This window comes from Sporichthyaceae bacterium (assembly GCA_036269075.1).
Lineage (GTDB): Bacteria > Actinomycetota > Actinomycetes > Sporichthyales > Sporichthyaceae > DASQPJ01.
On sequence record DATASX010000060.1, the window covers coordinates 11,198 to 35,579 of the forward strand.

Below are 24,382 nucleotides of genomic sequence, written 5' to 3' on the forward strand. Positions count from 1 at the left end.
CAAAACGCCTGTGCAGCTCGCTCATCGATGATCGGGAAGCGCACTCTCATACGCGGGCAGCGCACTCTCATACGCGGGGCGTCAGGGGGCGCCCGGCAGCGGCCGGGGTCAGGCCTTGGCCAGGCGCAGGGTCAGGCCGAGGTCCGGGTCGACGGCCTGGTCGCCGGGCGCGGGCAGCTCGGTGATCGAGGTGGCCAGGACCTCGGTGGCGATCAGCTCGCCGTGCTCCCGGATCGCCGTGGCGGCCTCGACGTCGGTGGCGTGCCAGGACAGCGCGATCCGGTCGGAGACCTCCAACCCGGAGGACTTGCGGGTCTCCTGGATCGCTCGGATGGCCTCGCGGGCCAGGCCGGCTCGACGCAACTCCGGCGTGATCGTCAGGTCGAGGGCAACGGTCTCGCCCTCGCGGGCCACCGCCCAACCCTCACGGGGCGTCTCGGTGACGATGACCTCCTCCGAGCTCACCTCGAGCGCCTCGCCCTCGACGACGACCCTCGGCGTGTCCCCGGCGCGCAGTGCGGCCGCCAGTTCGGCGGCGTCGGCAGCGGCGATCGCCACGGCGACCAGCGGCGTCCGCTTGCCGAACCGCTTTCCCAGCGTCCGAAAGTTCGCCTTGGCGCTGTAGTCGACCAACTGTCCACCGGCCTCGGCCAGCGACTCCAACCGCATGACGTTCAGTTCCTCGGCGATCTGGTCGCGAAGCTCCTCGGACAGGCGGGCCCAGCCCTGCGCACCGACCAGCGCACGCCCCAGCGGCTGCCGGGTCTTCACCCCGCTGTCCGCCCGAGCGGCTCGGCCCAGCTCGACCAGCCGGCGCACCAGCGACATCTGGGTGGCCAGGTCGTCGTCGATCGCCGCCGCGTCGGCCTCGGGCCAGGAAGCCAGATGCACGGACTCGGCCGCGGCGCCGGTCGGGACGCTGCGTGCATCGGTTTGCTCGCCATCGCTCGCAAACAGATCTCGCCAGACACGCTCCGTGATGAACGGGGTGATCGGGGCCATGACCAGCGTGACCAGTTGCAGGCACTCGTGCAGGGTCGCCAGCGCCGAGACGTCGCCGGTCCAGAACCGCCGCCGGGACCGTCGGACGTACCAGTTGGACAGGTCGTCGACGTAGGTCGCGATCAGCCGTCCGGCCTTCTGGGTGTCGAAGTCCTCCAGCGCCGCGTCCACTCCGGCGACGAGCCGATGCGCCTCGGACAACGCCCAGCGGTCCAGCGCGGACCGGTCCGGGCGGGCCGGGGCGACATCGACGGTCGGTTCGTACCCGGCGGTCCGGGCGTACAGCGACTGGAACGCGACGGTGTTCCAGTAGGTGAGCAGCGTCTTGCGGACGATGTCCGACAGCGCGGTGTGGCCGATCCGGCGGGCCGACCAGGGCGAGCCGGAGCAGGCCATGAACCACCGCAGCGCGTCGGCGCCGTGCGCCTCCATGAGCGGCAGCGGCTCGAGGATGTTGCCCAGGTGCTTGGACATCTTGCGGCCGTCCTCGGCCAGGATGTGGCCCAGACACAGCACGTTCTCGTACGAGGATCGGTCGAAGACCAGGGTGCCGACGGTCATCAGCGTGTAGAACCAGCCGCGGGTCTGGTCGATGGCCTCGCAGATGAACTGGGCCGGGTAGCGGCCCTCGAGCCCCGCCCCGGAGTGCGGGTAGCCCCACTGCGCGAACGGCATCGCCCCGGAGTCGTACCAGGCGTCGATGACCTCCGGGACGCGGAACGCCGTCCCGCCGCAGGTCGCACACGGCAGCGTGACCTCGTCGATGTACGGCCGGTGCGGGTCCAGGGCGGACAGGTCGCGCCCGGCCAGCTCGCCCAGCCGCTCCAGCGACGGCACCGCCACCAGGTGGTTCTCCTCGCACCGCCAGATCGGCAGCGGCGTGCCCCAGTACCGGTTGCGCGACAACGCCCAGTCGACGTTGTTGTTCAGCCAGTCGCCGTAGCGGCCCCACTTGATCGTCTCGGGGTACCAGTTGGTGCGCTCGTTCTCGGCGAGCAGGGCGTCCTTGATCGCGGTCGTGCGGATGTACCAGGACGGCTGGGCGTAGTAGACGAGCGGTGTGTGACACCGCCAGCAGTGCGGGTACGGGTGCTCGTACGGCAGGTGCCGGAACAGCAGGCCGCGGGCCGCCAGATCGGCGACCAACGCTGTGTCGGCGGTCTTGAAGAACACCCCGCCGACCAGTGCGACGTCCTCGGCGAAGTGGCCGTCGGGGCGGATCGGATTGACCACCGGCAGGCCGTACCGGCGGCACACCTCGAGGTCCTCGGCGCCGAACGCGGGGGCCTGGTGGACCAGGCCGGTGCCGTCGTCGGTGGTGACGTAGTCGGCGGTCACCACGTAGTGGGCGTCGACCTCCGGCGGGAACGCCACCAGCTCGAACGGCCGGCTGTAGTGCCAGCCCTCCATCTCCGATCCCGGGAAACGGGCCAGCGTCTTGGTGTCCTCGCCGAGCACCGCCTCGACCAGCGGTTCGGCGAGTACGACCGGGGTTCCCGAACCGGCGTCGACCAGGCAGTACGTGACGTCGGGACGGACCGCGACGGCGGTGTTGGAGACCAGCGTCCACGGGGTGGTCGTCCACACCAGCAGGTCCGCGGCCCCTGCGTGCGGGCCTGAGGTAACCGGGAACCGGACGTAGACCGAGGGGTCCACGACGGTCTCGTAGCCCTGGGCCAGCTCGTGGTCGGACAGCGTGGTCCCGCAGCGCGGGCAGTACGGCGCGACACGGTGGTCCTGCACCAGTCGGCCGTCGTCGAAGATCTTGGCCAGCGACCACCAGACGCTCTGGACGTAGGCGCTGTCCATCGTCCAGTAGGCGGTGGACAGGTCGACCCAGTAGCCCATCCGCTCGGTCATCTCGGCGAACGCGCCCACGTGGCGGACCACCGAGGCGCGGCACTTCGCGTTGAACTCCGCGACCCCGTAGGCCTCGATCTCGCCCTTGCCGGAGAAGCCCAGCTCCTTCTCCACGGCCAGCTCGACGGGCAGGCCGTGGCAGTCCCAGCCGGCCTTCCGGTGGACGTGGAAGCCCTTCATGGTCTTGAACCGCGGGAAGACGTCCTTGAAGACCCGGGCCTCGACGTGGTGGGTGCCGGGCATTCCGTTGGCGGTGGGCGGGCCCTCGTAGAAGGTCCACGCCGCGCCCTCGGCGGTGGCCTCCAGCGAACGGTTGAAGACGTCCTGCGCAGCCCAGAACGCGAGTACCTCATGCTCCAGGGCGGGGAGGTCGACCTGCGGGGGGACGTGGCGGTACACAGGCGATGACCTCCGAGGAGCGAAATTGCCGCGCGCCCGTCGGCGCCGCTGCCCTGACCGCGACACAGAGTGACCGCGCGGCGCGGTCACGGTCACGCGCGCTCGACCCTAGCGCAGGGAGGCGCCCGCCGCTCGGCCGTCCGAGCCGGCGGACGACACCGGGAAAAATGAGGTGACCAGAGTTGTAGATCACGGTTTCCCGGGTCACCTATAGTGCCCGCACGTCGGCACCCGGAAGCACGGTAGCGCCCCAGAAGGGCAGGTCACGGCATGGTCAGCAGCGGCGAACGGGCTACCACCCGAAGCGCGGCAGCCAAGGCAGGCCGTCCTGCCCCAGCGCGCGCCACCCGGGCGAGTGAGTCCACGCCGGCCAAATCGGCGGCTCCCGCGCGCAAGACCGCGACCGGTAAGTCGGCTGCAGCGAAGCCTGCCGCCAAGGCCGCCGTCCGACCAGCGGCCGCCCGGACCGCCCCGAGCAAGGCCATCGCCAAGAAGGCGGCGCCCACCAAGCCGGCACCGGTGAAGGCTGCGCCGGCGAAGGCGGTGGCGAAGAAGGCGGCTCCGGCGAAGGCTGCTCCGGCGAAGGCGGCGCCGGCGAAGGCCGTCGCGAAGAAGCCGGCCCCCGTCAAGGCTGCCCCGGCGCGGGCCGTGGCGAAGAAGGCTGCTCCGGTGAAGGCTGCCCCCGCGAAGAAGGCGGCGCCGGTGAAGGCTGCCCCCGCGAAGAAGGCGGCACCGGCGAAGGCTGCTCCGGCGAAGGCCGCGCCCGCGAAGGCGATCGCCAAGAAGGCTGCGCCGACCAAGGCTGCGCCGATCAAGGCTGCGGCCAAGCCTGCCGCCAAGGCGGCGCCCGCGAAGTCGACCACCCGCGCGGCTGCCCCCACCAAGGCGGCTCCGGTCAGGACCGCCCCGACCAGGCCCGCAGCAACCAAGGCCGCCTCGGCCAAGACCCCGGTTCAGGCGGTCGCGGCGAAGCAGTCGGGCGCGGCTGCGGCCGCGCCGCCGAGCACGCCAGTCCCGACGGCCACGCGCGCGCCCGCCGCGGCGCCCCCGGAACCCGTCAAGGTCCCGCTGGCAAAGTGGTCGCGGGGCGAGATCCAGGCGGTGCGCGAGGAGCTGCTGGCCGACGTCGAGCGGCTGCAGACCGAGATAGACCTGGCCCGGCACGAGCGTGAGTCACTGCTCGTCGACTACGGCGACGGCGCCGGTGAGGACCAGGCCGACGCAGGTAGCAAGACCTTCGAGCGCGAGCACGAGATGTCCCTGGCGAACAACGCCATGGACATGCTCCAGCAGGACGAGCGGGCCCTGGCCCGGCTGGCCGACGGCACGTACGGCGCCTGCGAGTCCTGCGGAGCGCCGATCGGCAAGGAGCGGCTCCAGGCATTCCCGCGGGCAACCCTGTGCATGGCGTGCAAGCAACGCGAGGAGCGGCGCTGAATCCCGGCGATCTCCAATGTGAGAGCCGGCCAACATTTGTGACGTACCGGATATTTGCCACCCGTCGCCGCGTGAGACTCTGACCCCATGACGGACGCCGCGCTGAGCCGGGAAACCGCGCCGCGCCCCGCCGATTCGCCGCGGTTGAGCCTGGTGGCGCCGCTGGCTGCTGCACGCATGCCGCGGATCGTGGTCCTGCTCTGGGTCGCGTTGCTCGCCTACCTGTGCGACGTGGTCACCAAGTTCTTGGTGGTGGCCTCGCTCAGCGAGGACAGCCCGCTTCCCATCCGTCACACCGGCCTCAGCCTGCGCTTGATTCGCAACCCCGGCGCTGCCTTCGGCCTCGACCTCGGCTCCACGGTGCTGTTCACGCTGGTGACAGCCGCGGTGATCGGCGCCGTGCTGCGGGTCGCCCGCCGGCTCGGCAGCCTGCCCTGGGCGGTCGCGCTCGGGCTGCTGCTCGGCGGCTCGCTGGGCAACCTGACCGACCGACTGTCCCGCTCGCCCGGTCCGCTGCGCGGCCGGGTCGTCGACTGGATCGACCTCCCGGGGTGGCCGATCTTCAACCTGGCCGACGCCTCCATCTGCCTGGCCGGGATCCTCATTGTCGTGCTGGCCCTGCGCAACGTGCCGATCTCCGGTCGTCGCCGGCGACGCTGACCTCGCGGACGTGGGCGAGGGGGAGAACCGGGCCATGCCGGTGCCGGACGGTCTTGCCGGCGTTCGGGTCGACGTCGCCCTGGCGCGCCTGTTCGGGTTGAGCCGATCCGTGGCCGCCGATCTCGCCGCCTCCGGCCAGGTGCAGTTGGACGGGGTCGAACTGGCCAAGTCCGACCGGCTGCGGGCCGGGGCCTGGCTGGAGGTGACCCTGCCCGCGCCGCGCCGCGAGGTCGTCGACGTGGTCGCCGAGCGCGTCGAGGGGATGGTGATCGTCCACGACGACGAGCACCTGGTCGTGGTCGACAAGCCGGTCGGCGTGGCCGCGCACCCCAGCCCGGGTTGGACGGGCCCGACGGTGATCGGGGGGCTGGCCGCGGCCGGTTACCGGGTTTCCACCAGCGGCGCCGCCGAACGGCAGGGCGTCGTGCACCGACTGGACGTCGGGACCAGCGGGCTGATGGTCGTCGCGAAGTCCGAACGCGCCTACACACTGCTGAAGCGGGCGTTCAAGGAACGCACGGTCGAGAAGGTCTACCACGCCCTGGTCCAGGGCTATCCCGACCCGAGCCGGGGCACCGTGGACGCCCCGATCGGCCGCCACCCCAAGCAAGACTGGCGGTGGGCGGTGATCTCGGAGGAGGCGGGCGGCAAGCCCAGCGTCACCCACTACGAGACGCTCGAGGCCTTCCGGCACGCCAGCCTGCTGCGCATCAAGCTGGAGACCGGCCGGACGCACCAGATCCGGGTGCACATGGCCGCGCTGCGCCACCCGTGCGTAGGCGACACGACCTACGGTGCCGACCCGACGCTGTCCGCGCGGCTGGGACTGGAACGGCAGTGGCTGCACGCTGCGCACCTGGGCTTCGAGCACCCCGACACAGGGGAGTGGATGAGCTTCGATAGCACCTACCCGGCCGACCTGGCGCACGCGTTGGAGATCGTCGCGCAAGGTTGAGCGACGCGCCGGCGAAACGGCATTTGTCGGGGGCGCCGACTAATGTGCGCGACATGAACCAACTCCCGGTCCGCCGCCCGTGAGTACCCCGTCCGGGAACGGTCGCAACGACTCGTTCGTGCACCTGCACGTGCACACCGAGTACTCGATGCTCGACGGCGCGGCCCGGCTCGACGACTTGTTCGCCGGGTGCGAGCGCATGGGGATGCCCGCGCTGGCCATGACCGACCACGGCAACGTGTTCGGCGCGTACGACTTCGTGAAGAAGGCCGACGCGGCGGGGATCAAACCGATCGTCGGCATGGAGGCCTACCTGACCCCGGGCACGGACCGGCGCGATCGCACCCGCGTGCGCTGGGCCGACGGTGGCGAGGACGACGTCTCCGGGTCGGGTTCCTACACGCACATGACTTTGCTGGCGACCAACACCGAGAGCATGCACAACCTGTTCCGGTTGTCCTCGCGGGCCAGCCTGGAGGGGTTCTTCTACAAGCCCCGGGCCGACCGGGAACTGCTGGAGAAGTACGGCCGCGGCCTGATCGCGACCACCGGATGCCCGTCCGGTGAGATCCAGACCTGGCTGCGCATCGGCAACTACGAGAAGGCACGGCAGAGCGCCGGGGAGTTCCGCGACATCTTCGGCGTGGAGAACTTCTTCTGCGAGCTGATGGACCACGGCATCGGCATCGAGAAGCGGGCCCACGACGGCCTCATGCGGCTGGCCAAGGACCTGAACCTGCCGTTGGTGGCGACGAACGACCTGCACTACGCCGCCGCGGAGGACGCTGCCGCGCACGAGGTGCTGCTGTGCGTGCAGTCCGGCAAGACGCTGGCCGACCCGAACCGCTTCAAGTTCGACGCGCAGGACTTCTACCTCAAGAGCCCGGCCGAGATGCGGGCATTGTGGCAGGACCAGTACGGCCTGCGCGAGGCGTGCGACAACACCCTGCTGATCGCCGAACGCTGTCAGATGTCCTTCGCCGCAAGGAATCTGATGCCCCGTTTCCCCGTGCCCGCCGGGGAGACCGAGGAGTCCTGGCTGCGCAAGGAGGTCGAGCGCGGGCTGGCGGCCCGCTTCGACGGCCAGGTTCCCCAGACCCACGTCGATCAGGCGGCCTACGAGGTCGACATGATCATCAAGATGGGGTTCCCGGGGTACTTCCTGGTCACCGCGGATCTCGTGCAGTACGCCAAGGACAACGGGATTCGGGTCGGGCCGGGCCGTGGTTCGGCGGCCGGTGCACTGATCGCGTACGCCATGGGCATCACCGAGTTGGACCCGCTGGCGCACGGCCTGATCTTCGAGCGATTCCTCAACCCGGAACGCATCTCGATGCCCGACATCGACCTGGACTTCGACGAGCGTCGACGGGCCGACATGATCCGTTACGCCACCGCGACCTATGGCGAGGAATACGTCGCGCAGATCATCACCTACGGCACGATCAAGGCCAAGGCCGCGATCAAGGACGCCTCCCGGGTGCTCGGATACCCGTTCGCGATGGGTGATCGCATCACCAAGACGATGCCGCCGGCCGTGATGGGCAAGGACATCCCGCTGTCCGGGATCTTCGACCCGGACCACAAGCGGTACGGCGAGGCCGGCGAGTTCCGTTCGCTCTACGAGTCGGATCCCGACGTCCGCAAGGTGGTCGACACCGCCAAGGGCCTGGAAGGGCTCAAGCGGCAGTGGGGGGTCCACGCGGCCGGGGTGATCCTGTCCGCCGAGCCGCTGCTCGACGTCATCCCCATCCAGCGCCGTGAGCAGGACGGCGCGATCATCACCCAGTTCGACATGGGCGCCTGCGAGTCCCTCGGCCTGCTGAAGATGGACTTCCTGGGCCTGCGCAACCTCACCGTGCTCGACGACTGCCTCTTCAACATCGCGCTCAACGGCGGCGAGCGGTTGGTTCTGGAGAAGCTCGAACTCACCGACCGCAAGGCCTACGAACTGCTGGCCCGCGGCGACACCCTCGGGGTGTTCCAGCTCGACGGCGGCCCCATGCGCTCGCTGCTGCGCTCGATGGTTCCCGACAGTTTCGAGGACATCTCCGCGGTGCTGGCGCTGTACCGGCCGGGGCCGATGGGCGCCAACGCCCACAACGACTACGCGGACCGCAAGAACGGCCGCAAGCCGGTGGTGCCGATCCACCCGGAGCTTGCCGAGCCGTTGGCCGAGATCCTCGGCGACACCTACGGTCTGATCGTCTACCAGGAACAGGTCATGGCGATCGCCCAGAAGCTCGCCGGGTACTCCCTCGGCGCGGCCGACCTGCTCCGCCGGGCGATGGGCAAGAAGAAGAAGGAGATCCTCGACAAGGAGTACATCCCCTTCTCCGGGGGCATGCGCGCCAACGGGTACTCCGAGGCGGCGATCAAGACCCTGTGGGACATCCTCGTCCCGTTCTCCGACTACGCCTTCAACAAGGCGCACACAGCCGGCTACGGCCTGGTCTCCTACTGGACCGCCTACCTGAAGGCGAACTACCCGGCCGAGTACATGGCCGGCCTGCTCACCAGCGTGCGCGACGACAAGGACAAGTCTGCGCTGTACCTGAACGAGTGCCGTCGGATGGGCATCAAGGTCCTCCCGCCGGACGTGAACTCCTCCGACGCCAACTTCACCCCGCGCGGCACGGACATCCTGTTCGGCCTCTCGGCGATCCGGAACGTCGGCGCGAACGTGGTCGCCGGGATCGTGGAGGCCCGCACCAAGGAGGGCCGGTTCACCGACTTCCAGGACTTCCTGCGCAAGGTGCCGGCCGGGGTGTGCAACAAGAAGACGATCGAGTCGCTGGTCAAGGGCGGGGCGTTCGACTCGCTCAACCACTCGCGTCGCGGCCTGATGCTGGTCCACGAGCGCGCGATCGACGCGATCATCGACGTGAAGCGCAACGAGGCAATCGGGCAGGATTCGTTGTTCGGCGCCTTCGACGACAGTTCGAACGCCGACACAGTTGACACGACGTTCGACGTCTCCATCCCCGAGGCGGAGTGGGAGAAGGCGGCGCTGCTGGCCTACGAGCGCGAGATGCTCGGGCTCTACGTGTCCGACCACCCCTTGCTGGGCATCGAGGCCGTGCTGGCTGCCGTGGCCGACTGCCCGATCGCGTCGCTCACCGAGGCTGAGGACCGGGCCGACGGCTCGATGATCGTCGTCGCCGGGCTGGTGACCGGGCTGCAACGCAAGCTGACGAAGCAGGGCAACGCGTGGGCGATCGCGACCGTGGAGGACCTGGGGGGTGCGATCGAGTGCATGTTCTTCCCGGCGGTCCACTCGCAGGTGGGTCAGTTGCTGGCCGAGGACACCGTGGTAGCGGTCAAGGGTCGGCTGGACCGGCGGGAGGACGTGCCGCGGATCGTCGCCGCGGAGCTCAGCCTGCCCGACGTGTCCCGCACGGCCTCGGGTCCGGTCTCGGTCCGGCTGCCCGCCGTACGGTGCACGCCGCCACTGGTCGAACGGCTGCGCGAGGTGCTGGCCAGCCACCCCGGCACGGTCGAGGTGCACCTGCATCTGGAGGCCAGCGCCCGGACGACCGTGATGCGGCTGGGAAATGGGCCGCGGGTCACGCCGTCCCCGGCCCTGATGGGCGACCTGAAGGCGTTGCTCGGCTCGTCCTGCCTGGGCTGAGCAGGGCTCCCACCTGCGGGGAAGATCTCTGCGGCAGTTCGGCGCAGGCCCGGAGTGTCCGGTGCGCCGGGCTCGTTACTCCTCTGTTCGGATCGACTCGCCCGTCGAGCGGCCAGAAGCCTGCGGCGCGTCTTGGCGTCGCCGATTGCGCGGGGGGACAGTGGTCAATGTGTTCCCGGTGGTCAGCAAGCCGAATCGCCTCGGCAGCGAACGCGAACGGTCGTTGCCGGTGGTGCCGCAGCGGAAGCTCGACCACCGGCGAACACCTCAGACGGCCGTGGCGTCCAGACGGATCGGCAGGCCTCGGAGGGCCGGCCGGCTGACCCGTCTGGCGCTGGCCTGCTGCGCGGTCGTGGTGGTCCTCGCGGCGGCGCTGATGGTCGCGAATCTGGTACCCGTATCCCGGCACGACCATTCGGGTGCCCCGGGCACTTCGTCGCGGGCGTCGACCGTCGCTCGTTGAGCGATGAGGATCTCCCGCGCGCGGGCGTCGCCTCCGTCGGACCGCCCCCGTTGTGGTCAACTAGGCGGATGAGCGACCGAGCGCGCAACCCCGTCGCCCGGTTGCGCTCCAATCGTGTGCTCCGCGTGTTGTGGAACGCGCTGTTCCCGGGGGCTTTGCTGCTCGGGGTCGCCCCGTACGTGGGCATGCTGTGGGAGAAGCTCGCGCCGGCCCCGACGTACATCAACCTCGGCGGCTCGATCTACCTCAACAACCAGGACACCGACCAGTTCATCGGCGACGACACGTGGTTCCTGACGATCGGTCTGCTGGCCGGTCTGATAGCCGGCGGGCTCGGTTACTGGCGCTACCGACGGGCGCTGCCCGCGATGCTCGGGCTCACCGGCGCCGCGATGCTCGGCTCACTGATCGCCAAGCATGTCGGCGTCGACTCCGGTCCGCCGCCGATCGCGCTGGCGGCCCTCGGCGCCGCCGACGGGTCGACCGTGCACGCGATGATCAACGTCAAGGCGCACGCCGTCCTGCTGGCCTGGCCGGTGGGCGTGCTGCTGTCCTACGTGTGCCTGATCGCGGGCCTCGAACGACCGGCCCGGCCGGCCGAGGCGGAAGCGGAGGGGGAGGCCGAGCAGTCCGACACCGAGCCCGCCGACGCTCAGGAGCAGCCGTCAGTTGGGGTTGGTGGAGCCGGAGAGGAGCTCGGTGCCGGGGACGGAGGGGATCCGGTCGAGGATTCCGCGCTCCCGGTGGAGCAGGCGGAGCACCACGCGTAGTCGCTCGGCGGCGTCGTCAGCCTCGAGCAGGGCCTGCTTGTCGCGCACGTCCAGCAGCATCGCGGCACCCACCAGGTAGGAGAGCACCACCGGGTCGGCCGGCAGCGGGCCGGACATCCGGGGCACCTGTCCGGCCACCGCCAGGAGCAGGTCGCGGTAGGCGCCGTAGGCCCGGCCCACTGCGGCGCACAGGGCCGGGGACGCGTCGCCCGGCTCCTCGGGCAACCACTCGACCGCGCCCACCAGGTACCGCCCGGAGGCGTCGACCTCGTGCAGCCGGAACCGTCGGGTCCCCGAGGTCACCAGGTCGAAGCGGCCGTCGGGCAACGACTCCACGTCGCGGATCCGGGTGGCGCAACCGATCGGATGCAGGGCCGGCGGATCGTCGGCCCCGCTCTCGCGGCCGGCCCGGATGGCTATCACGCCGAAGACCCCACCGGGGGATCCGTCCGGGGCCAGGTCTGCCACCAACGTGCGGTAGCGGGACTCGAAGACGTGCAGCGGCAGCAGCAACCCGGGAAACAGGACCGTCCCCAACGGGAACAGCGGGAGGCGTTCGCGCACGCCCCACAGCCTATGGCGGCGCCGACCGCCCGGACATGGCCGCCAAATGCAGTCGGGGGCCCGACGGTCCGCCTCGCTACCGGTTCGCGAAGCCGCGCGACCGTAGAATTGGCTGGTGATCCGAGTTCTCGACCTGCGCGGCCGCCAGATCCGCACGCCCGGCGACGTACCCCGCGAGCTGCTGCCCCGTGCCGCGGCCGACGTCGAGACGACCCTGGACTCCGTCCGCCCGATCTGTGCCGACGTCCGCGAGCGGGGCGTGGCCGCACTGCTCGACTATGCGGAGCGCTTCGACGGCGTCCGCCCGGCAAGCACCCGCGTCCCGGCCGAGGTGCTGGAGAAGGCGCTGGTCGATCTCGACCCGGTCGTGCGGCTGGCGCTGGAGGAGGCCGCGCGCCGAGCCCGCATCGTGCATTCCGCGCAGCGGCACCCGGACGCCGTCGTGGAGGTCGCGCCGGGTGGGGTGGTCACCGAACGTTGGGTGCCGGTGCGTCGCGTCGGGCTGTACGTGCCCGGAGGTGTCGTTGCGTACCCGTCGAGCGTGGTCATGAACGTCGTGCCCGCCCAGGTCGCCGGGGTCGAGTCGCTGGCGGTCACCTCGCCGCCGCAGCGCGACAACGACGGCTGGCCGCACCCGGTGGTGCTCGCCGCCTGTGCTCTGCTCGGCGTCGAGGAGGTCTACGCGGCCGGCGGCGCCCAGGCGGTCGCGATGTTCGCGTACGGCACGGCGGAGTGCGAGCGGGTCGACCTGGTCACCGGCCCGGGCAACGTCTACGTGGCCGCGGCCAAGCGCCTGTTGAAGGGCGTCATCGGGATCGACGCCGAGGCCGGCCCCACCGAGATCGCGGTGCTGGCCGACGCGGGCGCGGACCCGGCGTACGTCGCGGCCGACCTGATCTCGCAGGCCGAGCACGACGAGAACGCGGCCGCGATGCTGGTCACCGACTCCGCGGAACTGGTCGAGGCCGTCCAGGGCGAGGTGGCCAAGCAGCGGGGGGTCTCGCTGAACACGGTCCAGGTCGACTCCGCGCTGGCCAACCAGTCGGCGCTGGTCCTGGTCGACGATCTGGTGGCCGGGCTGGCCGTCGTCGACGACTGGGCCGCCGAGCACCTCGAGGTCCTCACTGCCGACGCGGCCGCGGTCGCCCGGCGGGTCCGCAACGCCGGCGCGATCTTCGTGGGCCCGTACTCGCCGGTGAGCCTCGGGGATTACCTGGCCGGGTCGAACCACGTGCTGCCGACCGGCGGAACCGCTCGCCACACCGGCGGCCTGTCGGTGCACTCCTTCCTGCGCAGCGTGCACATCGTCGAGTACGACAAGCCCGCCCTGACCGAGGTGGCCGGCCACATCGAGGCCCTGGGCGGAGCCGAGAAGCTTCTCGCGCACGTCAACGCGGTTCGAGTGCGGCTGTCACACCGTGAATCGGCTCGGGAGACCTGAGCCGGTGGAGACCTCCCTGCCGCTGCGGGACGACCTGCGAGGACGCAGCGCCTACGGGGCGCCCCAGCTGGACGTCGCGGTCCGGCTGAACACGAACGAGAACCCGTACGGGCCCTCGGTCGCGCTGGCCGCCGACCTGGCGAGCGCCGTCCAGGACCTGGCGCTGACCCTGAACCGGTACCCGGACCGCGACGCCGACGCGTTGCGGGCCGAGCTGGCTGAGTACCTGGGCCACGATCTGACCAGCCGTCAGATCTGGGCGGCCAACGGGTCGAACGAGATCATCCAGCAGATCCTGATGGCCTTCGGCGGCGCCGGGCGCAGCGCGCTGGGCTTCGAACCCTCCTACACGATGCACCGACTGATCGCGGTGGCCACCGGGACCGGCTGGGTGAGCGGGTTCCGCGAGGACGACTTCACCCTCGACCCGGCCCGGGTCGTGGAGCAGGTCGAGCAGCACCGGCCCGACGTGGTGTTCCTGACCTAGCCGAACAACCCCACCGGCACCTCATTGCCGCTGGCGGTGATCGAGGCGGTCTACGCCGCGGCGCCCGGGATCGTGGTGGTCGACGAGGCCTACGCCGAGTTCGCCCGCGACGGCGTCCCGAGCGCGTTGACCCTGCTGCCCGGCCGCAAGCGTCTGGTGGTCTCGCGCACTATGTCGAAGGCGTTCGCGATGGCCGGGCTGCGACTGGGCTACCTGGCCGCCGACCCGGAACTGGTCGACTGCCTGCTGCTGGTCCGGCTGCCCTATCACCTGTCCGAGCTCACCCAGGTCGCCGCCCGCGTCGCGTTGCGGCATCGGATCGACCTGCTGCGCACGGTGGCCGCGTTGCGGACCGAGCGCGACCGACTCGTCGACGAACTGCGTGGCGACGGGCTGGTCGTGGTGCCCTCGGACGCCAACTTCGTGCTGTTCGGGGGGCTCACCGACGCGGCCGCGGTGTGGCAGGCCGTGCTCGACCGTGGCGTGCTGATCCGCGACGTCGGCCTGCCCGGCTGGCTGCGGGTCACCGCGGGCACCCCGGCCGAGAACGACGCGTTTCTCGATGCGGTACGGCAGGTGCGCAAGACACAGCCCGGGCTCTTCGCCCAGGAAGGAAACTGACGCCATGTCAGGTAGGCGCAGGACCGGTCGGGTCGAGCGGGTCACGAAGGAGTCCTCGGTGCTGGTCGAGGTCGACCTCGACGGCACGGGCCGCTTGGAGATCTCCACCGGGATCGGCTTCTACGACCACATGCTTTCCCAGTTGGGCAAGCACGGTCTGTTCGACCTGACCGTGAAGACCGAGGGCGACCTGCACATCGACTCGCACCACACCGTCGAGGACACCGCGATCGCGCTGGGTACGGCGTTCCGGCAGGCGCTGGGCGACAAGGTCGGCGTGCGCCGGTTCGCGAACTCGTTGGTGCCGTTGGACGAGACGCTGGTCCAGGTCGCGCTCGACCTGTCCGGCCGGCCGTACCTGGTGCACTCCGAGCCCGAGGGCCAGGCCCCGATGATCGGTGAGTACGACACCACCCTGACCCGCCACGTCTGGGAGTCGTTCGTGAACTCCGCCCAGATCACGTTGCACATCGACGTGCTGCGCGGTCGGATCGCCCACCACATCGCCGAGGCGCAGTTCAAGGGCGTGGCCCGGGCGCTGCGCGACGCAGTCGCGCTCGACCCGCGCGAGACCGGCATCCCCTCGACCAAGGGCACCCTGTGATGTGGCGCGCGGGGTGAGCGGGAAACGGGTTGTGGTGCTCGACTACGGGTCGGGCAATCTGCGCTCCGCGCAGCGGGCGTTGGAGCGCGTCGGTGCGCAGGTCACCGTCACGGCCGACCGGGCCACGGCGGAGAACGCCGACGGCCTGGTGGTGCCCGGGGTGGGGGCCTACGCGGCCTGCATGGCCGGGTTGCGGAAGGTGGAAGGCCCGGAGATCGTCGGTCGGCGACTGGCCGGCAGGCGTCCGGTGCTCGGGATCTGCGTGGGCATGCAGGTGCTGTTCGAACGCGGCGTCGAGCACGGGGTGACCAGCGAGGGCTGCGCCGAATGGCCCGGGGTGGTCGAACGCCTGCACGCCCCGGTGCTTCCGCACATGGGGTGGAACACCGTCGAGGCTCCGGCGAAGAGCGTGCTGTTCGAGGGGGTCGCGGGGGAGCGGTTCTACTTCGTGCACTCCTACGCGGCCCGGGAGTGGACGCTGCCGGTGAGCCCGCCGGACGTCCCGCCGACGGTGACCTGGGCCCGGCACGGCGAGCCGTTCGTCGCCGCGGTGGAGAACGGGACGCTGTGCGCGACCCAGTTCCACCCGGAGAAGTCCGGAGACGCCGGCGCGCGCCTGCTGGAGAACTGGCTCCGGACCCTGTGAACGGCCCGGCGAGGCCGAGCTTGCGACGAGTCGACGCCGGAACTGAAACACAGAACTGACGATGCATCAGAATGGCTAAGGAGCGGGCGCAGCGGCGCGCCGAACGCGAACGCGAGATCGCCGCGCGGGCGGCCGACCGCAGCGCACGGGCCGCCCGGGCCGCTCGCCGGCAGGCACTGATCGGCCGCCTGCGGGGGCTGTTCCCGGCTGGTCGGTCCCGGCCGACCGGGGTGCTGGCCGCGCGCCGCCGGGCTCGCAACCGGGTGCTCCTTGCCGTTGCGGGCCTGGTCCAGATCGCCGCCTGGTTCCTCGGTCGTAGCTTCGCGATCAGCGCCTTGGTCCTGGTGTTCACGTTGCTCACCGGGCCGGTGCTCTCCCGGTTGCTGTTCGACCGCTGAACATGGCGCTGCTCACACCGACCTCTTGGATAACCTCCCTCGCATGCCAGCACATCTGGAGTTGCTTCCCGCCGTCGACGTCGCCGACGGACAGGCGGTGCGCCTGGTTCAGGGCGCGGCCGGTTCGGAGACCGCCTACGGCGACCCGTTGGCCGCCGCACTGGCCTGGCAGTCGGCCGGCGCCGAGTGGATCCACCTGGTCGACCTCGACGCCGCCTTCGGCCGCGGCTCCAACCGCGACCTGCTGCACACGGTCGTGGCCAAGCTCGACGTGAAGGTCGAGATGAGCGGAGGCATCCGCGACGACGAGTCGCTGGAGGCCGCGATGGCCACCGGCTGTGCGCGGGTCAACATCGGCACCGCCGCGTTGGAGGACCCGGTCTGGTGCGCCTCGGCGATCGCCCGCTGGGGCGACCGGGTGGCGATCGGCCTGGACGTCCGCGGCACCACGTTGTCCGGCCGGGGTTGGACGCGGGACGGCGGCGAGCTCTACGACGTGCTGGCCCGCCTGGACTCCGAGGGCTGCGCCCGGTACGTCGTCACCGACGTGACCAAGGACGGCACCCTCCGCGGCCCGAATCTGGACCTGCTGCGCGAGGTCTGCTCCCGCACCGACCGGCCGGTGGTCGCCTCCGGCGGCGTCTCCAGCCTGGACGACATCCGGGCGATCGCAGCTCTCGTGCCCCTGGGCGTCGAGGGCGCGATCGTCGGCAAGGCGCTGTACGCCGGGGCCTTCACGCTGGAGGAGGCGTTGGCGGCGGTGTCCTGAGCGACACCGCCGCCGGCCGGCCTCAGCCGCCGAAGAAGCCGTAGCCGTCGGTCAGGCTGCCGGCGATGGCGGTGAACGCCCCGAAGATCCCGACCAGCGGGTTGCCGTCGGAGGCCGTGGTCGACAGAACCGAGTAGACCGGTGCGTTGGGCGCCGGGTTGAAGCCGATCGCGTTCCCGGAACCGTCCAACTGAGCGACGAAGGACCGGTTCGCGCCGCCGATCGTGGTGAAATCGCCGCCGGCGAGGACGGTCGGGCCGAGAAGGGCCAACGTCCGAACGATCCCGTTCGCGTTCGGATTCCAGGTGACCACGCCGCTGCCCAGGTCGATCCCGGCCGCGTTCGACACCACGGCTCCGGCGGCCGTGTTGAACGAGCCCCCCGCGTAAAGCGTGCTCGAGCTGACCGCGAGCGCGTCGACCGGTCCGCTCGCGCCCGGGTTCCAGTTCGTCGCCAGGCCGCTGCCGGTGTCGATCGCGGCCACATTGCTCCGTGCCTGCCCGCCGGCGGAGGTGAAGCTGCCGCCGACGTAGGCGGTGCTGCCGTTCACCGCGATCGCCGACACCGTCGGGTTGGTCCCGCCTACCGACGGGTTCCAGCCGGTGACAGTGCCGCTGCTGCTCAGTGCGGCGAGGTCGCTGTGAGCTGCCCCGCCGACGTGGCCGAACGATCCGCCGACGTAGACGATCCCGTTCGCCACGGTCAACGCGGACACAGGCCCGTCCGCGTTCGGGCTTACGGCCGCGAGTGCGCCGGCGGCGGTCACCGCGGCCAGATCCGTCGCGGCCCCGGCGCCGATGTGGGCGAACGAACCACCGAGGTAGACGGTCGTGCCGTTGACCGCGATCGCGTTCACCGGTCCGTCCGGGTTCGGGGCCCAGCCGGTGAACGTGCCGTTGGTGTTCAGTTCGGCCGCGTTGAGCTGGGTGGTGCCGCCGAGGACCTGGAAGTCACCGCCGGCCAGGATCACCGGGCCCGAGGCCGGTCGGGCGATCGCCCGCACGGTCCGGCCCGCGTTCGGGTTCCAGCCATCGGGGCCCGGGTTGGTCGTGGCGGGAATTGCCAGGTGCGCCAGGCGGTGCCGGGAGACGCCGCTGATCGAGGTGAAGCTGCCGGCCAGGTACACACCGGCGTCCTTGGCGAGGCTGCTCTCGGTGACCATGGAAAGAACCTGGCCGTTGTCCACCATCGGCTTCCACATGGTGTTCGGGCTGCTCGTCGAGGCGGTACCGGAGGTGTTGGCCGCGGTACCTCCGCTCTTGATGCCGTACTCGGCCAGGCCCTGGTAGCCGGGGAAGGTCGACGTGCCATTGACCAGGGTGTTGAAGCTCCCGGCCAGGTAGACGATGCCGGAGATCGAGACGGTGGAGATCGCGGTGATCGCACCGTTCGGGTTCGGGGCCCAGCCGCTGAGGACCTGCGCGCCCGGGTTGGCCTCCGAGATTGCCGCGACGTTGTTGCGCCCGACCGCGGTTCCGGTTGCCGCGTAGTTCGCGTCGGTCGTGCGCACCGTGTCGAAAGTGCCTCCGAAGAGGATCTCCGGCGTCAGGCCGGCCAACGTCGCGGTCATCGTGTTGACGACCGCCCCGGTGCAGGTGGCGCAGGTGGCGAACCCGGGGTAGGCACCCGTCACCAGAGGCGGCGCGCTGCCGGCCGACGGAGCCGCGGTGAGCATGACCGCGCCCAGGTTGCCCGCCGGGGCCGAACCGATCTGCGTGAAGGCACCGCCGTAGAAGAAGTCCGCCGAACTGCCGTCGTCGGTGATCGTGTTGACGGTCCCGTTCGGCTGGGCCGGGAAGGTCGCCAGCCCGGTGCTGTCGAGCAGGGCCAGGCTGTGGCCGGCACCGAAATTGCCCCCCACGGCGAGCAGGTTGATCGGAACCGCGCTGCCGGCGGAGTTGATCTTCCCGTTGACCACGTAGTCCAGTGCGTCAGCCGTGCCGCCCAACGACGGCTCGCAGTAGGTCGGGTCCAGCGCACCGGCCGAGGTGATGTGGGCGACCACCGGGCAGGGGGTGCCCAGCACGGAGGTGAAAGAACCGCCGAGGAAGTAACCCCCGGTGGTGTCGGAGGCCACGGCGTTGACCGTGCCGCCGCTGACCATCGCGGCCAGGCTCGGGGCGTAGTTGGTCGGCTCCGTGGCGCTGCTGCCCGGGACCTGGCCGGCGTTGCCGACCTGAGGACCGACGGTGTCGAAGGACCCGCCGAGGTAGGTGGTCCCGGTGCTGCTGGGCGCGGAGGCGTTGACGGTGCCGTCCGGCACCTGGGCCGGGGCGATCGCGGCCAGTGCGTTGACGATGACGGTGCCGGTGGCCGCCGTCGGGACCGTCAGGGTGCCGTCCGGGTTGGTCGCGGTCACCGCGACCAGCAGGGTGTCGCCCTTGTCGCCCGCGGCGACCTTGTAGGTCGGCGTGGTGGCCACCGTGGCGCAGTGGTTGCCGCTGTCGCAGTGCTGCCACTGGTAGGTGAAGCCGGCCGCGTTGGTCCAGTCGCTGCTCGGGTTCTGGATGCTCAACGTGTCGCCGACGAAGACCTGCCCGCCGGTCGCCACCGTCGCTCCGTCGAGGATCGCCGGGGCGGTGACCGACGTCGGTGTCGGCGGGATGTAGGCGAAGGTGCTGTTCGCCGTACCGGTCTGCGCCGATGCATCGGTCGCCGTCACGGCGACCATGACGTAGTAGTTCGTGTTGCCGCCGGCGGTCGTGTAGGTCGGCCCGGTGGCCACCGCGGTGCAGTTCGCCGTCGACTGGCCGGGGCATGTGTACCACTGGTAGGTGAAGCCCAGGCCGTTCGGCGGCGTCCAGGTGCCGGAGCTCGCAGTGAGCTTCTGACCGAAACCGAGGGTGCCGCTGATCGCCGGTGCGGCGGTGTTGGTCGGGGCCGGCGGCAGGGCCACCTGCGGGCTGACGGCCGAGTAGGCCACCACCGAGCCGTCGGCGTTGGTGCCGGTGACCTTCAACCGCAGGGTGGACTTGGCGTTGTAGTCGCCGACCGACGGGGTGTACGAGGTGCCGCCGGCTCCGGCGATGTCCTGGCAACTGCCGGCGTCGCCGGCGGAATCGCAGAGCTGCCACTGCTCGGTCAGGGTCGGCGTGTTGGGCGCCCCGGGCGTCCAGACCCCGAGGTTCCCGGCGGTCGGCTGGTTGCGCAGCGGCGTGCCGGTGATCGACGGTGCGGTCGTGTTGACCGGCGGGAAGGCGCAGAAGTAGCGCGACAGGCCGAACAGGATGCCTGCGGCGCCGCCGGTCACGGTGGTCCCGGTCGGGCAGTTCACCGTTCCGGACTTCACCGCGGCGCCCGGCTTCAGGATCGTGCCCCCGGTCCAGGAAGCGAGTCGCTGACTCGCCTGGAAACCGGCCGGCAGCGTCCCGGTCGTCGAGGCCGTGGCGAGGCAGCCACTGACCGGATGGTTGGCCGTGTCCACCCACACGTGCCCGGCGGCGACCGTCGGGTCCTGCGCGAGGTAGAGCGCGGTACCGGTCAGGTGCGCGTCGCCGAGCAGGGCAGTGGCGGGACAGGTGGTGGCCCCGGCGCTGCTGGTCTGGTCGACCAGGACCTGCTGGTTCGCCAGGAAGTGCATGGAGCCGGTCTCGGTAGTGGTGCTCGCGGCCGGCTCGTTGCTGCAGAAACCCTTGCCGGAGGTGCAGTACTCGAACGAGGTTGCGCCGGGGGTCTGCGCGACGCCCAGGTGCAGGCTGCCCAGGGCGCTGGAGTAGGCGAACCTGGTGGACGGGGCGCTGCCCGTGTAGTTCAGCTGAGTTCCGCTACCGCCGCTGCCGCCGGGCGTGCTGCTCGCGAAGTGGTAGGTCGCCGGGGGCTTGGTCGAGGCCAGGCTCAACTGCACCGCGGAGGAGAGGCCGGCCGTCTGTGTGAAAGTCGGTCCCGCTCCGGACAGCTTGGTGTCCGTGGTCGATCCCGAACCCGAGCCACCGGCCAGGGCGGCGACCGTGATCGTGGTCTGGAAGCTGCTCGGGGCCGCTGAGCCCTGGGTCAGGTAACCGGCAGAGACGGTGTTGTCCAGGAACTGGCCCGCGATGTCCATCGGGAACGCGGCGGTCAACGGCAGCCGGGAGATCGACTGGGTGACCGTCCCGGTCGAGGTGCTGTAGTTCATCAGTCCGCACACGTCGGGGCCGAGCTTGCCGTCGACGTCGATCACCGTGGGCAGCCCCAGGAATCCGGGGGTGTCGCGCACGACCGGCGTGCCCCCGCCGGGCGGGTAGTACGTGGTGTGCCAGTTCATCTTGAGCAGGCTGAGCAGCTCCTGGGCCAGCGTCACGTACTGCTGGGCACTGGAGACCCCGGCCGGGAGGGTCACCGGGGTCAGCAGGGTGGTGAAGGCCAGCGTGTAGTAGTTCTGCACGGCGTTGGACAGGGCGGAATCCAGCTGGTTCACCGGCCCGGCCAACGGACCGAGGAGCGAGTCCAACAACCCCAACAGTCCCCCCGACAATCCCAGGCCGCCCAGTCCGAGACCGGACAGCAGTCCGGTCAACGCGCCGAGGGTCGTGCAGCTGGGTGCGACGACCTTCGAGGCCAGTTCCAGCGCCTGCGTCAGACCGGTTTCGGCCAGCGCCGGCGCCTCCGCGGCCGCCGCGCTGTCCAGCGCGGTCAGTGCGGCAGCGGGGTCGCTGGGCGCGGTGGCGACGATCGACTTGAGCTGGCTGAGGAACGACGTCGCGTTGGTCTGCAACGCCGTGGAGGCCGAGGCCGCGGCATCGAGGGCGTCCTGCAGGTCCCCGAGGTCGCCGTCGACGTTGTCGATCACGTTCTGCAGCGGCACAGTGATCTCGTCGTCCGCGTGGGCCGCGCCGAAGCTCAGCGGCAGGGGCTGGAGCACACCGGTCACCAGCAGCACGGCCGAGCCGATGGCTATGCCGGTGAACCACCGGCGGCGACGCTTGTCCATGGAATCCCCCAAAGGCCCGGGTGAGCCTGGTCACCCTTCCGGGAGGCTAGGGACGCGGCGCACCCGCCCGAGGGCGAACACCCTGATGGCGTAGTGGTCGATAGGCTGAGTGGGTGAGTCTCGCCGTCCGGGTGATCCCGTGCCTGGATGTCGACGCCGGCCGGGTGGTCAAGGGCGTCAACTTCCAGAACCTGCGCGACGCCGGCGACCCCGTCGAGCTGGCCAAGCGCTACGACGCCGAGGGCGCCGACGAGCTGACGTTCCTCGACATCACCGCGTCCTCGGGCTCCCGGGAGACCACCTACGAGGTCGTGTCGCGGACCGCCGAGCAGGTGTTCATCCCGCTGACGGTGGGCGGCGGGGTGCGCAGCGCTGATGACGTCGACCGGTTGCTGCGGGCAGGTGCGGACAAGGTCGGGGTGAACACCGCGGCGATCGCCCGCCCCGCGCTGATCGCCGAGATCGCCGACCGCTTCGGCAACCAGGTGCTGGTGCTCTCGATCGACGCGCGCCGGGTGCCCGAGGGCCAACCGCCCACACCGTCCGGCTTCGAGGTGACCACGCACGGCGGGCGGCGCGGCACCGGCCTGGACGCGATCGAGTGGTGCCGCCGGGGCTGCGAACTGGGCGCGGGGGAGATCCTGCTGAACTCGATGGACGCCGACGGCACCAAGGACGGCTACGACATCGAGATGCTGCGGCAGGTCCGCGAGGTGGTCACGGTGCCGGTCATCGCCAGCGGCGGCGCCGGCCGGGTCGAGGACTTCGCGCCCGCGGTCGAGGCGGGCGCGAATGCCGTGCTGGCGGCCAGCGTCTTCCACTTCGGCGACCTGCGGATCGGGCAGGTGAAGGACGCCCTGCGCGCCGCGGGCCACCCCATCCGCTGAACACGGAGAGGTGGGCGGGGCGCGTCAGACGAAGGCGTCGGCGATCTCGGCGGCGAGTTGCAGGTGCGCCTCGTAGGCGCCCCGGCTCATCTGCCGTAGGTCGATCTGCCCGCCCGCGGCCAGGTGCTCGTCGTGCGGGATCGCGACGACGGCACGGGTCCGGCGGGCGAAGTGCGCGACGATCTCGTCCAGGTCGACGGTGCTGGCCTTCGGCCGCACCGACGTGATCACGGTGACCGACTCCCGGGCCAGGTCGCCGTAGCCGTGGGCCTCCAGCCAGTCCAAAGTGGCGCTCGCGCTGCGGGCCCCGTCCAGGCTGGCCGTGCTGACGATCACGACCTGATCCGCCTTGGCGAGCACACCGACCATGGCGCTGTGCATCAGGCCGGTCCCGCAGTCGGTCAGGATCAAGTTGTAGTAGCGCTCCAGGATGTCCGCGATGATCCGGTAGTCGTGCTCGGAGAACTGGGTCGAGGCCAGCGGGTCGGTCTCGGAGGCCAGTACCTCCAGCCGCGAGTTCGCCATCCCGGTGATCTCCCGAACCGCGGAGTAGCGGTCCAGTTGGGGGGCCCGGCGCACGAAGTCGCGAACCGTGGCGTTCGGGCGGTCGGTGACCACCTTGTCGCCCAGGGTGCCGCGGTCCGGGTTCGCGTCAACCGCGATGACCCGGTCGGTCCGCAGCGCAGCGAACACCGAGCCCAGTGCGGCAGTGGTCGTGGTCTTCCCGACGCCGCCCTTGAGGCTGATCATCGCGAGCCGGTGGCAGGCAGTGATCGGTGTCTGGACGCGCCCGCCGAAATCCACGTCGCGACGTTCCCGGCCCGAGGGACCCACGTTGATCACGCCGCCGGAGGCTGCCAGCAGACCCTTGCGCCAGCCCCGCCGGGCGACCCGGCGGCGACGCCGCAGCACCTTCTCCGGGTCCAGGTCGGCGGCGGTCAAGCGGTCGGCGGTGTTGGCCATCGACTGGCTGAGCTCGGCCGGGGTCGGCGGGAGCACGTCCCGCCGGGCCTTGTTCGCCGGAGTCAGGGGTGTGTTCGCCGTGGCGGCCCGTTCGTCGTAGGCCCGGAACGGGTTGTCGACGGCGTCGGTCGCTCGAGCGGCCGGACGCGGCACGCTGGGCGTGGTCGGCGCACTCGGCGCGGTGGGCGTGGTCGGCTCGGCGGAGGACAGCCCGCCTCCGGTGCCCGGCTTCGGGAAGCCGTGGAAGACCCGGGTCTCCGGCTCCGTGCCTCCGCCGCCGAGGGACCCCGGCGGGAACGGGGAGGATTGATCCGTCGAGTCGCTCGGCTGGTAGTCGTACGCAAACTGGGGCGCGTTCGCGGTGGGGCCGGTCGGGCCGGTCGGACGCGCCGGGTCGTCGTCGTCGGACTTGTCCCGAGAGAGCCCGAGCTGCCCGTAGATCCAGTCGCGGGGATTGGCTGCCGCGGCGGGCGTCGTGGTGCCGGGCGTGGTGCCGGGAGCGTTGCCGTTCCGCGGAGCGGTCGGCGAGGTGGTGGGCTCCGGGCTGTTGGCCCCGCCGGACGCGTTGGCCCCGCCGGACGCGTTGGCCCCGCCAGGCGCATCCGGCGCGCCCGATGCCCCGGGGATTCCGGGCCGCTTGACGGGCTTGCTCATCTCGGTTCGCCCCTCCTCGGGGTCCAGCAGGCCCAGTAGCGGGCCGGGGGTCCGTTGGGAATCGTCCCATGTCGGGTCCCACTCGGGTGGTGGGTCGACCGGATGCTTGACGCTCACGCGGACGCTCCCACCGTGGGTCATGACTGGGCAAAGAGGAAATAGCTACTGGGTCATCGAATTACCAACACTCTAGACAAGCCGGGCATCCATACGGGTGTGTCTACTGCATCCGGTGTGTCGCGATGGCGCTGGTGGGACGACA

16 protein-coding genes and 1 pseudogene are annotated in these 24,382 nt (G+C 70.9%); 13 read left to right on the forward strand and 4 right to left on the reverse strand.

Annotated elements, in window-relative coordinates; all coding sequences use genetic code 11:
* Window positions 1–108 precede the first annotated feature (108 nt).
* Window positions 109–3,261 (reverse strand): isoleucine--tRNA ligase, encoded by a 3,153-nt coding sequence (gene ileS / locus VHU88_10760; protein ID HEX3612156.1) that lies wholly within the window; start codon window positions 3,259–3,261, stop codon window positions 109–111.
* Window positions 3,262–3,531: 270 nt separating this feature from the next.
* On the opposite strand from ileS, the gene VHU88_10765 reads away from it, so the two are divergent.
* The 5 genes from VHU88_10765 (at window position 3,532) to VHU88_10785 (ending at window position 11,177) form a co-directional block, all read left to right on the forward strand.
* Window positions 3,532–4,698, forward strand: coding sequence for a TraR/DksA C4-type zinc finger protein (locus tag VHU88_10765; GenBank protein ID HEX3612157.1), 1,167 nt, complete (start codon window positions 3,532–3,534; stop codon window positions 4,696–4,698).
* Between the two features lie 87 nt (window positions 4,699–4,785).
* A complete protein-coding gene (locus tag VHU88_10770) occupies window positions 4,786–5,358 on the forward strand; it encodes a signal peptidase II (protein HEX3612158.1) in 573 nt (190 codons plus the stop codon).
* Between the two features lie 10 nt (window positions 5,359–5,368).
* Complete coding sequence (locus VHU88_10775; protein HEX3612159.1) at window positions 5,369–6,313, forward strand: RluA family pseudouridine synthase; 945 nt, start codon at window positions 5,369–5,371, stop codon at window positions 6,311–6,313.
* A 79-nt stretch (window positions 6,314–6,392) separates the two neighbouring features.
* Window positions 6,393–9,944: a DNA polymerase III subunit alpha gene (gene dnaE, locus VHU88_10780; protein HEX3612160.1), complete on the forward strand. Its 3,552-nt coding sequence runs from the start codon at window positions 6,393–6,395 to the stop codon at window positions 9,942–9,944.
* Between the two features lie 531 nt (window positions 9,945–10,475).
* Window positions 10,476–11,177: a hypothetical protein gene (locus tag VHU88_10785; GenBank protein ID HEX3612161.1), complete on the forward strand. Its 702-nt coding sequence runs from the start codon at window positions 10,476–10,478 to the stop codon at window positions 11,175–11,177.
* Here VHU88_10785 and VHU88_10790 read toward each other — a convergent pair.
* Window positions 11,073–11,741, reverse strand: coding sequence for an LON peptidase substrate-binding domain-containing protein (locus tag VHU88_10790; GenBank protein ID HEX3612162.1), 669 nt, complete (start codon window positions 11,739–11,741; stop codon window positions 11,073–11,075). The genes VHU88_10785 and VHU88_10790 overlap by 105 nt on opposite strands.
* A 115-nt stretch (window positions 11,742–11,856) precedes the next feature.
* Between VHU88_10790 and hisD the strand changes: the two genes are divergently transcribed.
* The 7 genes and pseudogenes from hisD to priA all read left to right on the forward strand — a co-directional run bounded on the left by hisD (window position 11,857) and on the right by priA (window position 16,707).
* Window positions 11,857–13,182 (forward strand): histidinol dehydrogenase, encoded by a 1,326-nt coding sequence (gene hisD / locus VHU88_10795; protein ID HEX3612163.1) that lies wholly within the window; start codon window positions 11,857–11,859, stop codon window positions 13,180–13,182.
* A gap of 4 nt (window positions 13,183–13,186) precedes the next feature.
* Complete coding sequence (locus VHU88_10800; GenBank protein ID HEX3612164.1) at window positions 13,187–13,669, forward strand: aminotransferase class I/II-fold pyridoxal phosphate-dependent enzyme; 483 nt, start codon at window positions 13,187–13,189, stop codon at window positions 13,667–13,669.
* 12 nt (window positions 13,670–13,681) lie between these two features.
* Window positions 13,682–14,290: pseudogene (locus VHU88_10805) on the forward strand (aminotransferase class I/II-fold pyridoxal phosphate-dependent enzyme).
* 4 nt (window positions 14,291–14,294) lie between these two features.
* Entirely contained in the window at window positions 14,295–14,894 is a 600-nt protein-coding gene (hisB, locus tag VHU88_10810; protein ID HEX3612165.1) for an imidazoleglycerol-phosphate dehydratase HisB, read from the forward strand.
* A 13-nt stretch (window positions 14,895–14,907) separates the two neighbouring features.
* Window positions 14,908–15,540 (forward strand): imidazole glycerol phosphate synthase subunit HisH, encoded by a 633-nt coding sequence (gene hisH, locus VHU88_10815; GenBank protein ID HEX3612166.1) that lies wholly within the window; start codon window positions 14,908–14,910, stop codon window positions 15,538–15,540.
* A 71-nt stretch (window positions 15,541–15,611) separates the two neighbouring features.
* Entirely contained in the window at window positions 15,612–15,938 is a 327-nt protein-coding gene (locus tag VHU88_10820; protein HEX3612167.1) for a hypothetical protein, read from the forward strand.
* Between the two features lie 43 nt (window positions 15,939–15,981).
* Window positions 15,982–16,707, forward strand: coding sequence for a bifunctional 1-(5-phosphoribosyl)-5-((5-phosphoribosylamino)methylideneamino)imidazole-4-carboxamide isomerase/phosphoribosylanthranilate isomerase PriA (priA, locus tag VHU88_10825; GenBank protein ID HEX3612168.1), 726 nt, complete (start codon window positions 15,982–15,984; stop codon window positions 16,705–16,707).
* Window positions 16,708–16,729: 22 nt separating this feature from the next.
* Here the strand turns inward: priA and VHU88_10830 are convergent, their stop codons facing one another.
* Complete coding sequence (locus VHU88_10830; protein ID HEX3612169.1) at window positions 16,730–21,616, reverse strand: hypothetical protein; 4,887 nt, start codon at window positions 21,614–21,616, stop codon at window positions 16,730–16,732.
* A gap of 113 nt (window positions 21,617–21,729) precedes the next feature.
* Between VHU88_10830 and hisF the strand changes: the two genes are divergently transcribed.
* Window positions 21,730–22,503: an imidazole glycerol phosphate synthase subunit HisF gene (gene hisF, locus VHU88_10835; protein ID HEX3612170.1), complete on the forward strand. Its 774-nt coding sequence runs from the start codon at window positions 21,730–21,732 to the stop codon at window positions 22,501–22,503.
* Window positions 22,504–22,527: 24 nt separating this feature from the next.
* On the opposite strand, the gene VHU88_10840 is transcribed toward hisF, so the two are convergent.
* Entirely contained in the window at window positions 22,528–24,237 is a 1,710-nt protein-coding gene (locus tag VHU88_10840) for an AAA family ATPase (protein ID HEX3612171.1), read from the reverse strand.
* Window positions 24,238–24,382 lie beyond the last annotated feature (145 nt).

Coding starts and splice junctions, on each gene's coding strand:
- VHU88_10770 (HEX3612158.1), top strand. CDS start 4,786: ATGACGGACGCCGCGCTGAGCCGGGAAACCGCGCCGCGCCCCGCCGAT.
- VHU88_10765 (HEX3612157.1), top strand. CDS start 3,532: ATGGTCAGCAGCGGCGAACGGGCTACCACCCGAAGCGCGGCAGCCAAG.
- priA (HEX3612168.1), top strand. CDS start 15,982: ATGCCAGCACATCTGGAGTTGCTTCCCGCCGTCGACGTCGCCGACGGA.
- VHU88_10785 (HEX3612161.1), top strand. CDS start 10,476: ATGAGCGACCGAGCGCGCAACCCCGTCGCCCGGTTGCGCTCCAATCGT.
- hisB (HEX3612165.1), top strand. CDS start 14,295: ATGTCAGGTAGGCGCAGGACCGGTCGGGTCGAGCGGGTCACGAAGGAG.
- VHU88_10830 (HEX3612169.1), bottom strand. CDS start 21,616: ATGGACAAGCGTCGCCGCCGGTGGTTCACCGGCATAGCCATCGGCTCG.
- VHU88_10820 (HEX3612167.1), top strand. CDS start 15,612: ATGGCTAAGGAGCGGGCGCAGCGGCGCGCCGAACGCGAACGCGAGATC.